Raw genomic sequence first — 16,085 nt, forward strand, 5'->3', positions numbered from 1 at the left:
ATCCAACGAGCCGACCCAGGACCCACCGGCAAGACACGCCGGGTGGTCCCATGACTGGCAATCCAAGTGGTCCCATGAACCTGGCAGAAAACCCGCTACCCCGGTCCCATGCTCATGGCAGGCGACACCGCACGGTCTCGTCCGAAACAGATGACTGCTCGGGCCGATGAGAGACTGACCTCATGGCGGAGACCTTCGAAGAACTGCGCGAGCGCTACCGCACGTTCAACGCTGATCGTGACTGGGACCAGTTCCACGACCCGAAGTCGCTCATCCTCGCCTTGGTCGGCGAGGTGGGTGAGTTGGCCGAGCTGTTCCAGTGGGTGCCCGCTGACCTTGCCGTGCAGGCGTTCAGCGAGCCCGCCCGCCAGCAACGTGCCGCCGAGGAGATGTCGGACATCCTCATCTACTTGATGGGCCTGGCGGACGCATTGGACATCGACCTGGTCGGGGCAGCGCACTCGAAGCTGACGGGGGCTGAGACTCGGTTTCCTCCCGACCAAGTGCGGGGCGTGGCCCCGTTCAAGGCCTGATCACCAGTGGGCAAGACGGAGATCATTGAGCTCGCCTTCACGACAACCGAACTCACCTCGTTCGTCGAGGAACTGTCAGCGGCCCAAGGGATGGCCGCAGAGCGCAGGAACAAGCTTCTCCGGGAGTACCCCACGGTCTACGTGGTGCATGAGCCGGCCGACGGCCAGTACGAGGTCTACGTGGGCGAGACCACTGACATCGTCCGCCGCACCCAAACGCACCTCACAGCGGACCCCCTCACCCGCGGTGACTGGAAGAAGTTCGCCGACTCGCCGACCTCCCGCATGCTCGTCATAGGAAATGAGTACTTCAACAAGTCACTCACCTTGGACGTCGAGAATCGATTGATGCTGTATCTATCCGGCGTGGCCTCGGTGAAGACGCTCAACAACCGCCGGGCAAACCCCCAGCGCAGGTACTTCTCCCAGCAGTACTTCGACGCCGTGTTCTCGGAGATCTGGCGCAGCCTGCGCACCCATGACAAGAAGCTCTTCCCGGCCGAAGCGATCATTCGCGACTCCGCGCTCTTCAAGGCGTCGCCGTTCCACAAGCTCACCGACGAACAGGTGCAAGCGAAGGACGCGATCTATGAGGAGATCCGCAAGGCACTCCAGTCACCGCAAGAGCCCCCTTCGGAGATGGGCCACCTGATCCTCGTGGAGGGGGCGGCTGGCACCGGGAAGACCGTGCTCCTCAGTGCGCTGTTCTACGAGCTCTTCCAAGGTGGGGACTCGGAGGCCGACCCGTTCGCCTTCCAGGACCTCGACGCCCACCTGCTGGTGAACCACGACGAACAGCTGACCGTCTACACCCAGATCGCGCAGAAGTTGGGCTTGTTGCAGGGCGGGGTTGAGCGGGTCGGCAAGCCGACGCGGTTCATCAACGGCCGCCAACCCTCATTGGATGCCGATGTGCTCCTCGTCGACGAGGCGCACTTGCTGTGGACCCAAGGCAAGCAGTCCTACCGCGGCACCAACCAGCTTGAGGATCTGCTGCGGCGCGCGAAGGTGGTCGTCGCCGTGTTCGATCCCCAGCAGACCATCGCTGCCAACCAGTACTGGGAGTCCTCCCAGCGCGCTTGGCTGCGGGATCAGACGACCATCAAGCTGAACCAACAGATGCGGATCCACGCCGACCCCCAGACGTGGCAGTGGATTCGGCGGTTCGTCGACGAAGGCCAGATCGAAGCCCTGCCCACCGACGAGCGCTACGACCTCCGGGTCTTCGATTCGGCCCCCGCGCTTCACGCAGCGATCAAGCAGCGCAATGCTCAGCAGTCCCACGGGCTGTCGAGGCTCACCGCGACATTCGACTGGGCCTACGTGAGCGGCCGCGAAGCTCCGGACGGAGGAAAGTGGGAGGTCACGGTCGACGAGTGGCGCCTCCCGTGGAACCGACAGCACCGTGGCGCCCGGAGGGACCAGCGCCAACTGCGTGGCCTCTCCTGGGCCGAGCAGCCTCACACCATCGACGAGGTCGGGTCCATCTTCACTGTCCAAGGGTTCGACCTGAACTACGTCGGCGTGATCATCGGCCCGTCCGTCAAGTACCGCGACGGCCACATCGTGTTCGACAGTGAAGCCAGTGCCAATCGACACGCCACCCACAAGCGCTCCTTGCTGGACGGCAGCAAGCACGACGCTTCTGAGGAGTTGCTGCGCAACCAGCTCAACATCCTCCTGACACGGGGCGTCCACGGGCTCTACATCTTCGCCGTCGACGACGAGCTTCAGTCCGCGTTGCTCCAGGCTCAGGAACGGCGAAGCCCTCGCTAGCCGGCGGTCCGTCTGCGAGCCGTCTCACCAGCCTGCCCAGGCCACACCAAGGGCCGTGTTGCATTTTGTGTCGGCAAAGTAACCCGATGATGACCAGTTGTGCCGACACAAAATGCAACACAGGGCCAGGTCAGCCCACCCGCACAGGTGTGAACGAGGCCAACTCGGCTCCGGCGAGGGCGATCCGCTCGGCCAGCGCACCCGACGGACGCGGACCGTCCCACTCGTCCGCCGTCACGTACAGGCAGCTCGGCAGGACGATCGCGCGCTGGTAACCCAGCATCGGGCGGACCGCCTGGTCGAGGACCAGCGTGTGCCGCTGGGTCCCACCGGTCGCCGCGATCGTCACCGGGACCGAGCGCAGGGCGTCCACGGGCAGCACGTCGAGGAACGACTTCAGCAGCCCCGAGAACGACGCGTTGATGGTCGGCGTCACGACGACCAGCGCGTCCGCCGCCTGCACGGACGCCACCGCCGCGGCGAGCGCGGGCGTCCGGTCGCCCCCCAGCAGGGTGGCGGTGACGTCCAGCGCCACGCGCCGCAGCTCCACGTGATCGACGGAACCGACCCGTCCGGCCGCCCTCAACGCCGCGAGCGCGGAATCCCCCAGCAGCCCCGCGAGCCGGGCCGTGCTGGACGCGGGCGCGTGCCCGGCGCTCAGCACCACGATCCGCGCGGGCGCGACGACCACCGCGGCAGCTCCCGCGTCGACGGCCATGGCACTCACGGCCCTCCCCGCTCGTCCCGGCGCTGCCTCGGCGTGGCCAGCACCCACCGGGCGACGACGTCCAGCGCGAAACCGATGGTGCCGATCACGATGATGAGCGCCGTGACGTGGTGGAAGGCCAACTGGTCCTTCGCGTTGAGCACGGCGTAGCCCAGACCCGACGTGACACCGAGCATCTCGGCGGGGACGAGCACGACCCAGCCCAGCCCGAGCGCCAGGCGCAGCCCGGCGAGCACGTTCGGCCGGATCGCCGGGACCACCACGTGGCGGACCACCTCCCACGAGGTGGCCCCGAGGTTGCGGGCCACCTGCCGGTGGGCGGGCCGGACGCCGCGCACCCCGTCGGCCGTCGCGGTCAGGATCGGCCACACCGCGGCCGCGGCGACGAGGGCGACGACGGGGAGGGTGCCCACGCCGAAGGCGATGATCACCACCGGCGCCCACGACAGCGGCGACACCATCTTCAGGAACAGCTGCACCGGCCTCGTGGCACTCTCCAACCAGGCGAGCTGGCCCAGCGCCACTCCCCCCACGACGCCGAGGACGAACGCGACGGCCAGCCCGGCCAGCAGCCGGAGCACCGACGCGGCCGCGGCGTCCACGAGCGTGCCGGACGCCGCGAGCTCGGCCAGCCCGCGCACCGCCAGTGTCGGGGAGAACCCCGCGACCAACGGCCGCGAGGCGAACGCCACGTCGGTGAGGAGCCACCAGAATCCGGTGGCGGCGACGACCCCGGTGAGCGGGAGCCACGCGGCGGTGGCGGCGGACGGGCGCACCGACCGCCGTGAACGCAGGGCGGCGGCCCAGCGGAGGTCAAGGATCGAGGCACTCATGCGATCTGCTCCTGACGAGGGGCGATGGGGATGTTGGCCGCGGCGAGCGAGTTCCGGACGAACCGGTCGTCGACCAGCTCGGCGTGGGCCCTGGCGGCGTCTGTGGCGAGGAACGAGGTGTCCCCGTCGATGGCGGTGCCGCGCAACAGCTCGACCAGCGACGCGGTGTAGCCGGCCTGCGGGAACGCGGAGAAACCGAGCCGTTCGGGGCGCCAGTCGGGGTGCCGGTTGATGGTCGTGTACGCCTCCGGCCCGCGGGTGAAGACCTTGCTGATGGCCGGCTCCGGCTGGGGCAGGTAACCCGCCGTCGACAGCAGCGGGCCGGCGCCCGCGCGGTTGGCGTCGAGCCAGGCCTGCGCCGCGACGACCCCGTCGGTGAGGGCCTGCACCGCGCGCGGGCGGGCCTCGATGAGGTCGGCGCGGACGGTGATCGCGCAGCAGGCATGGTCGTGCCAGACATCCCCGAGGAACCGGTGGACGTGGCCCGCCCCCTTCGCCTCCGCGACCGCGCTGAAGGGGTCGGCCACCGTGAACCCGGCGATCGCCCCCGACGCCAGCGCCGGCACCATGTCCGACGGCGGCATGACGACGAGCTCGACGGTCCCCGAGGAGGCGGGACGCCCCAGCACCGGGCGCAGGCCCACCTCGGCCAGGATCCGCTGGACCAGCACCGAGTGAACGGACCACCAGGCGGGGACGGCGATCTTGGTGCCCGAGAGCTCCTCGGTGCGGGTGATGTGGCGGGCGACGGTCAGGGTCGAGCCGTTCGTGTGGCCCCACGCGACGACCTTGAGCGGCACCCGGAGTCCCAGGCGCAGCTGGAGGGCGAACGGCATGAGCAGGTGGACGGCGTCCACCTCGCCGACGACGAGTGCCTGGGCCAGGGCGTCCCAGGAGCGGAACAGGATGGGCTTGGCGGACGGCAGCCCCGCAGCGGCGAGGAATCCGCGCTCGTGGGCGACGAGCAGGGCCGAGGCGTCCGTGATGGGCAGGTAGCCGATGCGGACCTCGCGCTCCAGCGCGGGGGTGAGGGCGGCGACGGCCGGTTCGGCCGCCAGCCACGCCCCGCGGCCGGCCAGGGCGGTGAGCCCCACCGCCGCGCCGGCGCGCCCGGCGGTGCGGAGCAGGGTCCGGCGATTGAGGTCAGCCACGGCGTCCTCCGATCGGTGCGAAACCCGAGAACTCCTCGTCGCCCGTTTCGAGGGGGGCGTCGTCCGCGTCGTACCCCCGGCGCAGGACCGACCGCAGCGGGTGGACCAGCGCGGCCGTGGCGTCCGCGGCCGGGCGCGCGTTGGACCACGTGTGGCGCAGGCGTCCGTGCCGGTCGACGAGCACGATCGTGTCGCCGACGACGAGGGCCTCGTCGAGGTCGTGGGTGACGAGCACGGTGGTGAGCCCGTGCTGGGTCGCGGCGCGGCGGAGCCAGACCTGGAGCTCGTGGCGGGTCGCCGGGTCGAGCGCGCTGAACGGCTCGTCCAGGAGCAGGAGGTCCGGGTCGATGGCGAGCGCCCGGGCCAGCGACGCCCGCTGGGCCTGCCCGCCGGAGACCTCGTCCGGATAGCGGTCGACGACCCCGGTCAGGCCGAGCAGGTCGACCAACTCGTCCACCCGGGCAGGACCGGACAGGCTCCGCGAGCGGTTGGCCGCGAACCGCAGCCCGAGCGCGATGTTCTCGGCGAGGGTGAGCCAGCCGAACAGCTCCGGATCCTGGGTGACCACGCCCTCGACCACCGGCGCGGACGTGCCCGCCTCGGGGTCGATGTCGCGCCCGTCGAACGAGACCGTGCCGCGCTGGGGCTCGATCTCACGGGTCAGCAGCCGGAGCAGCGTCGACTTGCCCGCACCCGACGGGCCGAGGACCACGAGCCGCCGGCCCCGGACCACGTCGAGCGTGAGGCCGGTCAGGACCGCGCGTCCGCCGTAGCCGGCGTCGACGTCGGTCAGGCGGGCGAGGAGAGTTCCCACCGCAGGTGTCCTTCCGAGGGTGACTGGACGGGGAGGAACGCCGCCTCGCGGAACCGCCGGTTGGCGGCGTTGGCGGCGAGGTAGCCGCGCCCGCCGGCCAGCGTCAGTTCGAGGCGGGTCACGCGCTGGGCCAGGTGGCTGGCGTCCAGCCGCACCTGCAGGAAGTCGCGCACCGGATGACCGACCACGTCGGACGCCAGGGTCTGCCACCGCTCGAGGAAGTCCTCGACCTCGGCGCCCAGCACCCGCGCCTCCGCGCCGAAGACCGCGTTGTCGGCGCGGTCCAGGGCCCGCTCGATCTCGCTCCAGCTGCGGCGGATCAACCCCGCCGCGAACGAGGTCTGCAGGATGAGGAACGACGGCTTCACGGCGTGGACGAACGCGCCGAGACCGGTGCTCACCACGTGGGTGGCCGGGACGTGCACCCGGTCGAGCTTGAGCGTCCCGGACGCCGTGGCGTCGAGCGCGAGCAGCCCGGTGATGGGGCGGGCGGACAGTCCCGGGGTGCCGTGCCGGACCCAGACCACGATGCCGTCATCCACACCGCTCCCCGGGCCGGTGGAGGCCGGCAGTACCAGCACCGCCCCGTCGGTGAGGTTGCTGACCCACGCGACGAACCCGTCCAGGTACCAGCCGCCCTGGCCGTCCGGGGTGGCGTGGATGCCCAACTCACCGACACCGGCGTCCGCCTTGAGTGCCTGCGCCATGCCGGTCGCGCCGACGACCTCGCCGGTACGGAGCTGCGCGAGGGCCGCGACGGTGGCGTCCGTGCGCGGGGCGCGGGCGAGGTAGCCCTCCACGACCCGGTGGGCCCACAGTCCGAATGCGGTCGGGAGGCACTCCTCGGCCAGCGCGGCGATGGTCTCGGCGGCCGCCCGGACGTCGCGGGCCTCAGTGCGCCCGGCGAGGAGGTCCTCGACGCCCTGGTCGAGCAGGCCCGCCGCGGCGAGCGCGGGGAAGTGTGCGGTGGCCGGGGCCCCGGCGTCCACCGAGGCCGCGGCAGCGGCGACCTCGCGGGCCACGGCGTCCAGCGCGAGCGTGGCGGGCCCGGCGGTCATCGCGTGAACCCCGCGAGCGGAACCTGGACGTTCACCAGCGCGTGCAGTCGGTCGACGGGGGTGCTGACGACGTCGCGCGCGTGCTTGATGGCGGCCTCGTCCGGGCCGTTGTAGAAGCAGAGGCACTTGGCCATGTCTTCGCGGACGTAGGTGCGCAGGAACTCGACCTCGGGGACGTCCGCGTACAGCGGGGTCTTGGCCGCCTTGCGCGCGAGGTAGGTGTTCATGTCGATGTGGGCGGGGATGTCCCACTCGACGAGGTAACCGGCCTCGGGCCGGGCTGCCTTGATCTCCTCGAGGTCGGCGCCGACGAGGCGCACCTTGGCGGGCTCGGAGACCTCCGCGGCGTCGAGGCCCTCGGTGGCCTCGGTGATCTGGCCCGAGTGCTCGGCCTCGATGATCGCGAAGATCCGCGCGCCACCCTCGGCGACCTGGGCCTCGATGAGCTGGGCGCCGGCGTCCCGGACGCGGGTGTCGAGCTGGGCGAGGGTGTTCAGCGCGTTGGTGGCGTCCTGGGCGGTGGGGACGACCTCGACGAGGAAGAGCGTGGACATGGTTTCTCCTGGGTGTGGGTTGATCGTGGTTGCCGAGAGGGCAGGGGGCGCGCATCGGGGCGCGCTGAACCGGACGCCTGGGTGGCGCCGGCAATCCGGGGGTGGGTACGCGAAAGGACCGGCCCGTCAGGGCGCGGTCACGTCAGCGCAAAAAAGGGGATTGAGCGACGCGTCAGGCGTCACAACAGCCGCAGGAACGCTTCATCGCGGCGAGACCGATGCTCGCGGCGGACAGGGCCAGGGTCGCGTTGCGCGACTCGGAGACCTGCATCATGGAAGTGTCCTCACGTGGGGCCGGGCAGTTCCCCGGGCCGTGCAGTGAAGTTAATACGGCCCTGGAAGATCCTGCAAATCCGTCCTCCGGGTGACCCGGCCGCGAGACGTCGTCCTCAGCGGCGGGAGCAGGGGTCAGGCGTTCCCAACCAGGCCCCGTGCTGCATTTTGTGTCGGCAAAGTACTCCCACGATGACCAGTTCTGTCAGCACACAATGCAGCACACCCAGCGAGGACACCCTCAGCACCGGCTGGTCGGGCGTCCTGCGTCGCGCCACTGGGGATAGCCACCCTCGAGGCGAAGGGCGTGGCGGCCGGCCGCGCGGATGCGAGTGACGGCGGTGGCGGCCATCACGCAGTAGGGCCCGCGGCAGTACGCCACGACGGTGGCGTCATCCGGCAGCGCGGAGAGCCGGGTGGAGAGCTCGGCCAGCGGGATGTTCAGCGCACCATCGACGTGTCCGGTGGCGAATTCGGACGCCGGGCGCACGTCCACCAGGACCACGTCGCCCGAACGGCTGAGGGCGTCGAGTTCGTCGAACGTGATGGGACGGGTGCCGTCCGCGTGGGCGAAGAACGCCTCGCTCAGTGCCGCGACTTCAGCCACACGGGTCTCGGCGAGCCCCACCAGGGTGCGGTAGGCCGCCTCGACGCCGGGGTCGGACAGCCGGTACACCCGTGCGGTCCCCTCGATCCGGCGGTTGACCAGCCCGGCGGCGGAGAGGATCTGCAGGTGGCGGGACGTGTTCGCCATGCTCGCGGAGATCTGCTCGGCCAAGGACTCGACGTTGCGTTCCCCCTGGGCCAGGACGTCGATGATCTCGACGCGTTTGGCATGGCCGAAGGCAGCCCCCATCCGGGCGAAGTGAGAGAACACCTCGTCCTTGAACTCGCGGCCGTCCACCCCAACACCTTCCTCAACGATTCGCGTGAATAGTAGGGCCTTCCGCGCGACCCGCTGCTACCCTCCTGCTCAATGAACTCCTTGAATAGGGGGATGAGACTGAACAACCTCGACATCGATGCCCTGGGCGGCGCGGTCGAACGCGGCCGTGACGACGCGTCGGTGTTCCGGCTCCAGAAGCTCCACCGGCCCTCCACGCGCTTGTTGCACCAGGAGGGGCTGCGGTCACGGCTTCGGTGGCCCACGGGGGCACCAGCACCGACCTGCATGTCGACATCGCACCCGGGTTCGGCGGGCAGGGCGTGGCCCCCGACCCGCTGCAGTACCTGCTGGCCGGCCTGGGCGCCGGCTACGCCTCCACGGTCGTGACCGTCGCCGACGTGGACGACGCCACGCTGGCCCGCTGGCAGGAGACCGCGCGTGCCCCTTCGCCTACACGATCCCCAACCCGATCCCCCCTGTCCACCACCGTCGAACGCGCCTGAAACCTCGAAAGGACCCACCATGAAGGCCCTCATGATCATCAACGGTTCCGCCTACGGGCTGGACTCCACCTACAACGCCATTCGTCTCGCGGCGTCCATGGCCAAGCGCGACGGTGTCGACATGACCGTCTTCCTGATGGGCGACGGCGTCACCACCGCGATGGCCGGCCAGAAGACGGCGGACGGCTACTACAAGCTCGACCGCATGCTGGGCTCGGTGGTCCGCAGCGGCGGGGAGATCCTGTGCTGCGGCACCTGCATGGACGCCCGCGGCATCACCGCGGAGATGCTCGTCGACGGCGCCCGTCGCTCGACGATGGAGGAGCTCACCGACCGCACCCTCGACTCCGAGAAGGTGCTGGTCTTCTGAACGGACGCCCCGTGTTGCATTTTGTGTAGACGAACTACCCCCACGATGACCAGCTCTGTCTACACAAAATGCAGCACGGCTACCGTGGACGTATGGACCAGATCCAGACGCTCGTCATCCTCGGCGCCTCGGGCGACCTGACATCGCGACTGCTGCTGCCCGGGATCGCGACGTACCTCACCGGAGAGCCCGACCGCCGCGTGCAGGTGGTGGGCTCCTCACACAAGGACTTCCCCGGCTGGGACGCAACCGTGGCGCATGCCTTCGCCGCGGCGTCCGGGCCCGCCGCGGAGCACACCCGCTCGACCACGCGCTGGATCACCGCGGACGCCACCTCCGCCGACGACCTCGCCACGTTGCTCGCCGAGGTGGACGGCCCGACCTGCCTCTACTTCGCGCTGCCGCCGTCGGTCACCATCAAGGCCGTGGAGGCGCTGACGACCATCGACGTCCCGGACGACCTGGCGCTCGCCCTGGAGAAGCCGGTTGGCACCGACCTCGAGACCGCCCGCGCGGTCAACCGGCTGGCCGCGCGGGTCGTCCCCGAGGAGCGGACCTTCCGGGTCGATCACTTCCCCGGCATGCCGGGCGTGTTGAGCTTCGTCGGCCTGCGGTTCGCGAACCGCCTCCTCGCCCCCCTGTGGAGCGCCGAACACATCGAGAAGATCGAGATCACCTTCGATGAGACCCTCGGCCTCGAGGGCCGAGCGGCGTTCTACGACAACACCGGCGCCCTGCGGGACATGTTCCAGAGCCACCTGCTGCAGGTGATGGCGCTGGTGATGATGGATCCGCCGAGCCGCTTGGACGAGGTCGAGGTGCCGGCGGGGACCGCCCACATCCTGCGCAACGCCCACCTGTGGCGCAGCGACCCGACACAGGCCGTCCGCGGCCGGTACACCGCGGGCCATGTCGGTGGGAAGGCCCTCCCCGACTACGTCGATGAAGAGGGCGTGGACGCGTCCAAGAACACCGAGACGTTCTTCCGGGTGACCCTCGAGGTCGACTCGTGGCGGTGGGCGGGCGTGCCGGTGACACTGCGCTCCGGCAAGGCCATCGGCGACCCGCGCCAGGAGATCCTCGTCACGTTCAAGCAGCCGCCGCACACGTACGCAGGCCTGTCCCGCGACCTGCCACCCAACACGATCTGCATGGGCTTCGAGGACGAACACCTCCGGTTCGGCCTGAACGTCGGTGGCCCGTTCGACAGCCGCGGGCGCTCCCGCGTCACCGTGAGCTCGGAGATGCCGGAGGCCGCGCTCACAGCGTACGGCTCGGTGATCCGGTGGATCCTCGAGGGCGACCCCACCTTCACCGTCCGGGGCGACGGCGTCGAGGAGGGCTGGCGCATCACCGAGGAGGTCATGGACGCCTGGGCCGATCAGCCCCTGCACGACTACGCGGCGGGGTCGTCCGGGCCCGCCTGAGTCGACGGTCCGCTGCGGCCCGAGGTGGCTGAACGCCCGTCTCCGGCCGGTGGTGACGGACGGGGCCGGACGGGCCCGGAAGGTCCGGCTCGATGGCGTCGCCCGTGGGTCGGCGAGCAGGGCGTGGTCCTCGCGGACGTGCCGATGCGCCCATGACCGCCACCCTGTTGCATCGCGACCTCGGCTTGTCGCCGACGAACGACCGGGGTTAGCGTGAAACGGTCGAACGAAGGAGACGGCGATGGGGATCCCCAAGAACACGATCTGCCTGTGGTACGACAAGGACGCTGAGGGTGCGGCGAGGTTCTACGCCTCGGTGTTCCCCGACAGTCGGGTGGACGCCGTGCGCGCCGCACCCGGCGACTATCCGGACGGCAAGCAGGGCGACGTACTGACGGTCGAGTTCACGGTGTGCGGGATCCCGTGCATCGGGCTCAACGGTGGTCCGGAGTTCCGGCAGAGCGAGGCCTTCTCGTTCCAGATCCTGACCGAGGACCAGGCCGAGACCGACCGCTACTGGAATGCGATCGTCGAGAATGGCGGCCAGGAGAGCCAGTGCGGCTGGTGCAAGGACCGCTGGGGCGTCTCGTGGCAGATCACGCCGCGCGTGCTGTCCGAGGCAATGATCTCGGACGACCCCGGCGTCGCCCAGCGCGCCTTCGCGGCGATGCTGCCGATGCAGAAGATCGATGTCGACACCATCGAGAGAGCCGTCGCCGGGGTGTAGCTGGGCAGCGGCGGCCAGACCCCGTGTTGCATTTTGTGTCGGCAAAACACCCCGATGATGACCAACTTCGCCGACACAAAATGCAGCACGGCCTCAGGATTCGGCGATCAGTCGCTTCAGGGCGTCCACATCATGGGGCAGCGCCAGTACGCGCCGCGGCAGGTCCTCGATGCCGGCGAACCGCTCCGGACGCGGCACGTCGTGGCCGAGCGCCTCGACGATCGTCGCGGAGAACTTCACCGGCAGCGCCGTCTCGAGCACGATGACCGGCTGGGTCAGTCCCTCGGACACCAGCAGCTCGCGGGCCACCTTCACTCCGTCCGCGGTGTGCGGGTCGACCACGTAGCCATGGCGTCCGGCCTCGGCGGCGATCGTCGCGACCCGGTCGGCGTGCGAGCTCGAGCCGGCCACGAACCCGAACCGTTCCCGCAGCCCGGCGAACTCTGGGGTGTCGGTCAGGACGAACGATCCGGTGGCCGGCACCTCCTGTCCGAACAGTCGACGGGTCTCGTCGGCGTCCCTGCCCAGCAGGTCGAAGATGAACCGCTCGAAGTTGGACGCCTTGGAGATGTCCATGCTCGGCGAGGACGTCTCGTGCGTCTCGGCGGTCCCCCGCACGCGGTAGACGCCCGTGTGGAAGAACTCCGCGAGCACGTCGTTCTCGTTGGTGGCGAGCACGAGCGTGTCGATCGGCAGCCCCATCTCACGGGCGATGTGCCCGGCGCAGATGTTCCCGAAGTTGCCGGACGGGACGGCGAAGGTGACCCGCTGGTCGTTCGCCGTGGTCGCGTGCAGGTACAGCCCCACGTAGTAGACGACCTGCGCGACGAGGCGGGCCCAGTTGATCGAGTTGACCGCACCGATCGAGTGCTCGGCCTTGAACGCCAGGTCGGCGTTGACCTCCTTGACGAGATCCTGGCAGTCGTCGAAGACGCCGTCGAGGGCGATGTTCACGACGGCGGGGTCGTCGATGCTGAACATCTGCGCCTGCTGGAACGGGCTCATCCGTCCGGCGGGTGTCAGCATGAAGACGCGGACGCGGGCCTTGCCGAGCATCGCGTACTCGGCCGCCGAACCGGTGTCCCCCGAGGTCGCTCCGAGGATCGTCAGGGTCTGGTCGCGGCGCTCGAGCTCATACTCGAACAACTCGCCGAGCAGTTGCATCGCCATGTCCTTGAACGCGGCGGTCGGGCCGTTGCTCAGGTGGCCCAGCAGGACGCCACCGCCCAGGTCGGTCAGGCCGACGATCGCGTCCGTGCCGAACTTCTCCGCGGTGTAGGCGCGCTCACAGATGCCACGGAGGTCCTCGGTCGGGATGTCGTCCACGTACAGGCGGAGCACGGCCGCGGCCAGCGCGGCGTACCCCTCCTCGGCGAGCAGGGTCCGCCACGAGGCCAGCTGGTCGGCGTCGACGTGCGGGTAGGCGTCCGGCAGGTACAGCCCACCGTCGGGGGCGAGGCCCTCCAGCAGGATGTCGCAGAACGGGAGGCCGGGGCGTCCACTGCTGTCACGGGTCGAGAGGTACTTCACCGTGACAGCCTATCCGCAGCACCCCTCATCCCCGGTCGTTGTGCGCATCGAGGAACGCGTACACCTCGGTCTCGTCCACGCCGGGGAACGCCCCGGGCGGCAGCGCGGCCAGCAGGTGCGAGTGCGCGCGGGCGGACGGCCAGGCGCGGCCGGCCCACGTGTCCATGAGGTGCTGGGACGGCACCCGGCAGCAGTCCGGAGCCGGGCACGTCGACTTGTGCCGGTTGCGCGTCTCCCGGCCGCGGAACCACTTGGCCGAATTGAACCCCACGCCGACGGTGATGGCGTACAGCCCGCTCGACTCGTTCTCGATGTGCGCGGTGCACCAGAAGGTTCCGGCCGGCGTGTCGGTGTACTGGCGGTAGGCACTGAAGGCGTCGACCTGTTCGAAGACCTGCCGGGACGTCCAGTAGCGGCAGGCCACCTGACCCTCGATGGCGCCCGTGTGGTCGGACGGGAACGGGACGCCGTCGTTCTCGTAGGCCTTGTAGTACGTCCCGGACTGGTGGACCTTCGAGAAGTGCACCCGCAGCCCCAGGTGCTGGGTGGCCAGGTTCGTGAAGCGGTGCGCCGCCGCCTCGTACGAGACGCCGTAGGCGTCGCGGATGTCCTCGATCGAGAGGTCCTTGGCCTGCTTGGCACGCTGCAGCATCTCGACGGTCTGCCGCTCCGGCATGCTCAACGCGCCGGCGAAGTAGTTGGTCTCGACCCGCTGGCGCAGGAACTCGCCGAAGGATCGCGGGCGCGAGTGGCCGAGCACCTGGTGGCCCAGCGCCTGCAGCAGGACAGCCTTGGGGCTGTGGTCCGGCCGGCTCGAGCGGGGCAGGTAGACGCGCCGGTTCACCAGGTCGGTCACCGACCGGGTGGACGGCGGCAGGTCCGACACGTGCGCCATCGAGAAGCCGAGGTGGTCGGTGATCGCGCCGATCATCCGCTCGGACAGGGGTCCCCCGGCGTAGCCGACCCGCTGCAACAGGTCGGCGGCCGCCGCCTCGATCTCGGGGAAGTGGTTGCCACCGTCCCTCATCTCGCGGCGCAGTTCGGTGTTGGCACGGCGGGCCTCCTCCGGTGTGGCTGCCCGCTCCTCGGCCTGCCTGCGGAGTTCCCGGTGCAGGGCGGCCATCGCCTCCAGGACGTCGGTCGGCGTCCGCGGCGAGATCCGGATGGGGGGCAGGCCCGCCGCCTGCGCCAGGGGGGAGCGCATCGCCGCCTCCAACTCCACCTCGAGTTGGGTGCGGTGGCTCGGCGTGCCGGTGGTCAGGTCGTCCAGCGTCGTCCCGTACAGCGCGGCCAGCCGCTGCAGGACGCCCACGCGGGCCTCCCGCTTGCCGTTCTCGATCATGGACAGCTGGGACGGTGCGACCTCGACCTGCTCCGCCACCTGCGCGAGGGTGAGGCCGCGCTGCTTGCGGAGTGCATGGAGTCGGCGTCCGAGCCCGAAAGAGTCGAGGAAGGACTCCTGTTCCGGCGCCGGCGCCGGGGTGTGCCACGGGGTATTCGTCACAACTTCACGTTAGTGAAATTTCGCAGATTTTTCCACACATTTGTGGTGAAGAAGTGGCGGGGCGGCCCCAAGCTGGTTTCAGGACAACCCGGACCCCGAGTGCAAGGGAGCACACCATGACCGCGAACACCCAGACCCCCCTCACCGCCGACTCCCTCGAGTTCGACTGGATGACCAACCCCCGTTGGAAGAACGTCCGCCGCGACTACAGGGGCGAGGACGTCATGCGCCTCCGCGGCACCGTCCAGGAGGAGTTCACCCTCGCCAGGCGCGGCGCCGAGATCCTGTGGGAGGAGGTCTCCCGCGGCAACGGCCACTACGTGAACTCCCTCGGCGCCCTGACCGGCAACATGGCCGTCCAGCAGGTGAAGGCCGGCCTCAGGGCCATCTACCTGTCCGGGTGGCAGGTCGCCGGCGACGCCAACCTCGCGGGCCAGACCTACCCCGACCAGAGCCTCTACCCCGCGAACTCGGTGCCCGCCGTCGTCCGCCGCATCAACAATGCGCTGATGCGCGCCGACCAGATCGAGCACCTCGAGGGCATCTCCACCGTGGACAACTGGCTCGTCCCGATCGTCGCGGACGCCGAGGCCGGCTTCGGTGGCCCGCTGAACGCCTACGAGCTCATGCGGAGCATGATCGCCGCCGGCGCGGCGGGCGTGCACTGGGAGGACCAGCTCGCCAGCGAGAAGAAGTGCGGCCACCTGGGCGGCAAGGTGCTCGTCCCGACCAAGCAGCACGAGCGCACGCTGTCGGCCGCACGCCTCGCCGCGGACGTCTCCGGCGTGCCGTCGGTCATCATCGCCCGCACGGACGCCGAGGCCGCCACGCTGATGACCTCCGACGTGGACGAGCGTGACCGCCCGTTCCTGACCGGTGGCCGCACCGCCGAGGGCTTCTACGAGGTCCGCAACGGCATCGAGCCCTCGATCGCCCGCGCCAAGGCCTACGCGCAGTACGCGGACCTCATCTGGATGGAGACCGGCACCCCCGACCTCGAGCTCGCCAGGAAGTTCGCCGAGGCCGTCAAGGCCGAGCACCCCGACCAGATGCTGGCCTACAACTGCTCGCCGTCGTTCAACTGGAAGAAGCACCTCGATGACGACACGATCGCCAAGTTCCAGCGCGAGCTGGGCGCCATGGGCTACAGCTTCCAGTTCATCACTCTGGCCGGCTTCCACGCGCTCAACCACTCGATGTTCGACCTGGCCCACGGCTACGCGCGCGACGGCATGCCGGCCTACGTGAAGCTGCAGGAGGCCGAGTTCGCCTCCGAGGAGCGTGGCTACACCGCCACCAAGCACCAGCGTGAGGTCGGCACCGGCTACTTCGACGCCGTCGCCACGATCGTCAACCCCGAGAGCTCCACCACCGCGATGGCGAACTCCACCGAGGCCGGCCAGTTCCACTGACAGACAC

General features: G+C 69.8%; 16 protein-coding genes. 7 read left to right on the top strand and 9 right to left on the bottom strand.

Translation table 11 applies throughout. The features are described from left to right. Window positions 1-182 precede the first annotated feature (182 nt). Both AC5YDA_RS12930 and AC5YDA_RS12935 read left to right on the top strand, forming a co-directional pair. Window positions 183-533 carry a nucleotide pyrophosphohydrolase gene (locus tag AC5YDA_RS12930; protein ID WP_496193047.1) on the top strand — a complete coding sequence of 117 codons (351 nt, stop codon included), beginning with the start codon at window positions 183-185 and terminating at the stop codon, window positions 531-533. 6 nt (window positions 534-539) lie between these two features. Continuing rightward, entirely contained in the window at window positions 540-2,309 is a 1,770-nt protein-coding gene (locus AC5YDA_RS12935; protein ID WP_496193048.1) for a DUF2075 domain-containing protein, read from the top strand. Window positions 2,310-2,439: 130 nt separating this feature from the next. Here AC5YDA_RS12935 and AC5YDA_RS12940 read toward each other — a convergent pair whose 3' ends face one another. From AC5YDA_RS12940 to AC5YDA_RS12970, 7 genes are all read right to left on the bottom strand, one after another. Further along, window positions 2,440-3,027, bottom strand: a complete 588-nt coding sequence (locus AC5YDA_RS12940; RefSeq protein ID WP_496193104.1) for an NAD(P)H-dependent oxidoreductase — start codon at window positions 3,025-3,027, stop codon at window positions 2,440-2,442. A gap of 5 nt (window positions 3,028-3,032) precedes the next feature. Further along, entirely contained in the window at window positions 3,033-3,869 is an 837-nt protein-coding gene (locus AC5YDA_RS12945) for an ABC transporter permease (protein WP_496193049.1), read from the bottom strand. Continuing rightward, the gene (locus AC5YDA_RS12950; protein ID WP_496193050.1) at window positions 3,866-5,020 is read right to left on the bottom strand and encodes an ABC transporter substrate-binding protein; all 1,155 of its coding nucleotides are present in this window, start codon (window positions 5,018-5,020) and stop codon (window positions 3,866-3,868) included. The genes AC5YDA_RS12945 and AC5YDA_RS12950 overlap by 4 nt, the downstream gene beginning before the upstream one ends. After that, complete coding sequence (locus AC5YDA_RS12955; protein WP_496193051.1) at window positions 5,013-5,834, bottom strand: ATP-binding cassette domain-containing protein; 822 nt, start codon at window positions 5,832-5,834, stop codon at window positions 5,013-5,015. The genes AC5YDA_RS12950 and AC5YDA_RS12955 overlap by 8 nt, the downstream gene beginning before the upstream one ends. Continuing rightward, window positions 5,810-6,892, bottom strand: coding sequence for an acyl-CoA dehydrogenase family protein (locus AC5YDA_RS12960; RefSeq protein ID WP_496193052.1), 1,083 nt, complete (start codon window positions 6,890-6,892; stop codon window positions 5,810-5,812). The genes AC5YDA_RS12955 and AC5YDA_RS12960 overlap by 25 nt, the downstream gene beginning before the upstream one ends. Continuing rightward, on the bottom strand, window positions 6,889-7,446 hold the full coding sequence (locus tag AC5YDA_RS12965; RefSeq protein WP_496193053.1) for a DUF4242 domain-containing protein: 558 nt from the start codon (window positions 7,444-7,446) through the stop codon (window positions 6,889-6,891). The genes AC5YDA_RS12960 and AC5YDA_RS12965 overlap by 4 nt, the downstream gene beginning before the upstream one ends. Window positions 7,447-7,960: 514 nt before the next feature. Then, a complete protein-coding gene (locus AC5YDA_RS12970; RefSeq protein ID WP_496193054.1) occupies window positions 7,961-8,623 on the bottom strand; it encodes a metalloregulator ArsR/SmtB family transcription factor in 663 nt (220 codons plus the stop codon). 236 nt (window positions 8,624-8,859) lie between these two features. Here AC5YDA_RS12970 and AC5YDA_RS12975 point away from each other — a divergent pair, with 236 nt between their 5' ends. The 4 genes from AC5YDA_RS12975 (at window position 8,860) to AC5YDA_RS12990 (ending at window position 11,632) form a co-directional block, all read left to right on the top strand. Further along, entirely contained in the window at window positions 8,860-9,108 is a 249-nt protein-coding gene (locus AC5YDA_RS12975) for an OsmC family protein (RefSeq protein WP_496193055.1), read from the top strand. Between the two features lie 19 nt (window positions 9,109-9,127). Then, window positions 9,128-9,478 carry a DsrE/DsrF/TusD sulfur relay family protein gene (locus AC5YDA_RS12980; RefSeq protein WP_496193056.1) on the top strand — a complete coding sequence of 117 codons (351 nt, stop codon included), beginning with the start codon at window positions 9,128-9,130 and terminating at the stop codon, window positions 9,476-9,478. Between the two features lie 92 nt (window positions 9,479-9,570). Next, window positions 9,571-10,905 carry a glucose-6-phosphate dehydrogenase gene (locus tag AC5YDA_RS12985; protein ID WP_496193057.1) on the top strand — a complete coding sequence of 445 codons (1,335 nt, stop codon included), beginning with the start codon at window positions 9,571-9,573 and terminating at the stop codon, window positions 10,903-10,905. A 241-nt stretch (window positions 10,906-11,146) separates the two neighbouring features. After that, window positions 11,147-11,632 (top strand): VOC family protein, encoded by a 486-nt coding sequence (locus AC5YDA_RS12990; protein ID WP_496193058.1) that lies wholly within the window; start codon window positions 11,147-11,149, stop codon window positions 11,630-11,632. 93 nt (window positions 11,633-11,725) lie between these two features. On the opposite strand, the gene thrC is transcribed toward AC5YDA_RS12990, so the two are convergent. Continuing rightward, window positions 11,726-13,162, bottom strand: coding sequence for a threonine synthase (gene thrC, locus AC5YDA_RS12995; RefSeq protein ID WP_496193059.1), 1,437 nt, complete (start codon window positions 13,160-13,162; stop codon window positions 11,726-11,728). Window positions 13,163-13,187: 25 nt separating this feature from the next. Then, window positions 13,188-14,666, bottom strand: coding sequence for a helix-turn-helix domain-containing protein (locus AC5YDA_RS13000; protein WP_496193060.1), 1,479 nt, complete (start codon window positions 14,664-14,666; stop codon window positions 13,188-13,190). Window positions 14,667-14,782: 116 nt separating this feature from the next. Between AC5YDA_RS13000 and aceA the strand changes: the two genes are divergently transcribed. Continuing rightward, entirely contained in the window at window positions 14,783-16,078 is a 1,296-nt protein-coding gene (aceA, locus tag AC5YDA_RS13005; protein WP_496193061.1) for an isocitrate lyase, read from the top strand. Window positions 16,079-16,085 lie beyond the last annotated feature (7 nt).

The organism is Propioniciclava sp. LT294 (genome assembly GCF_059516005.1).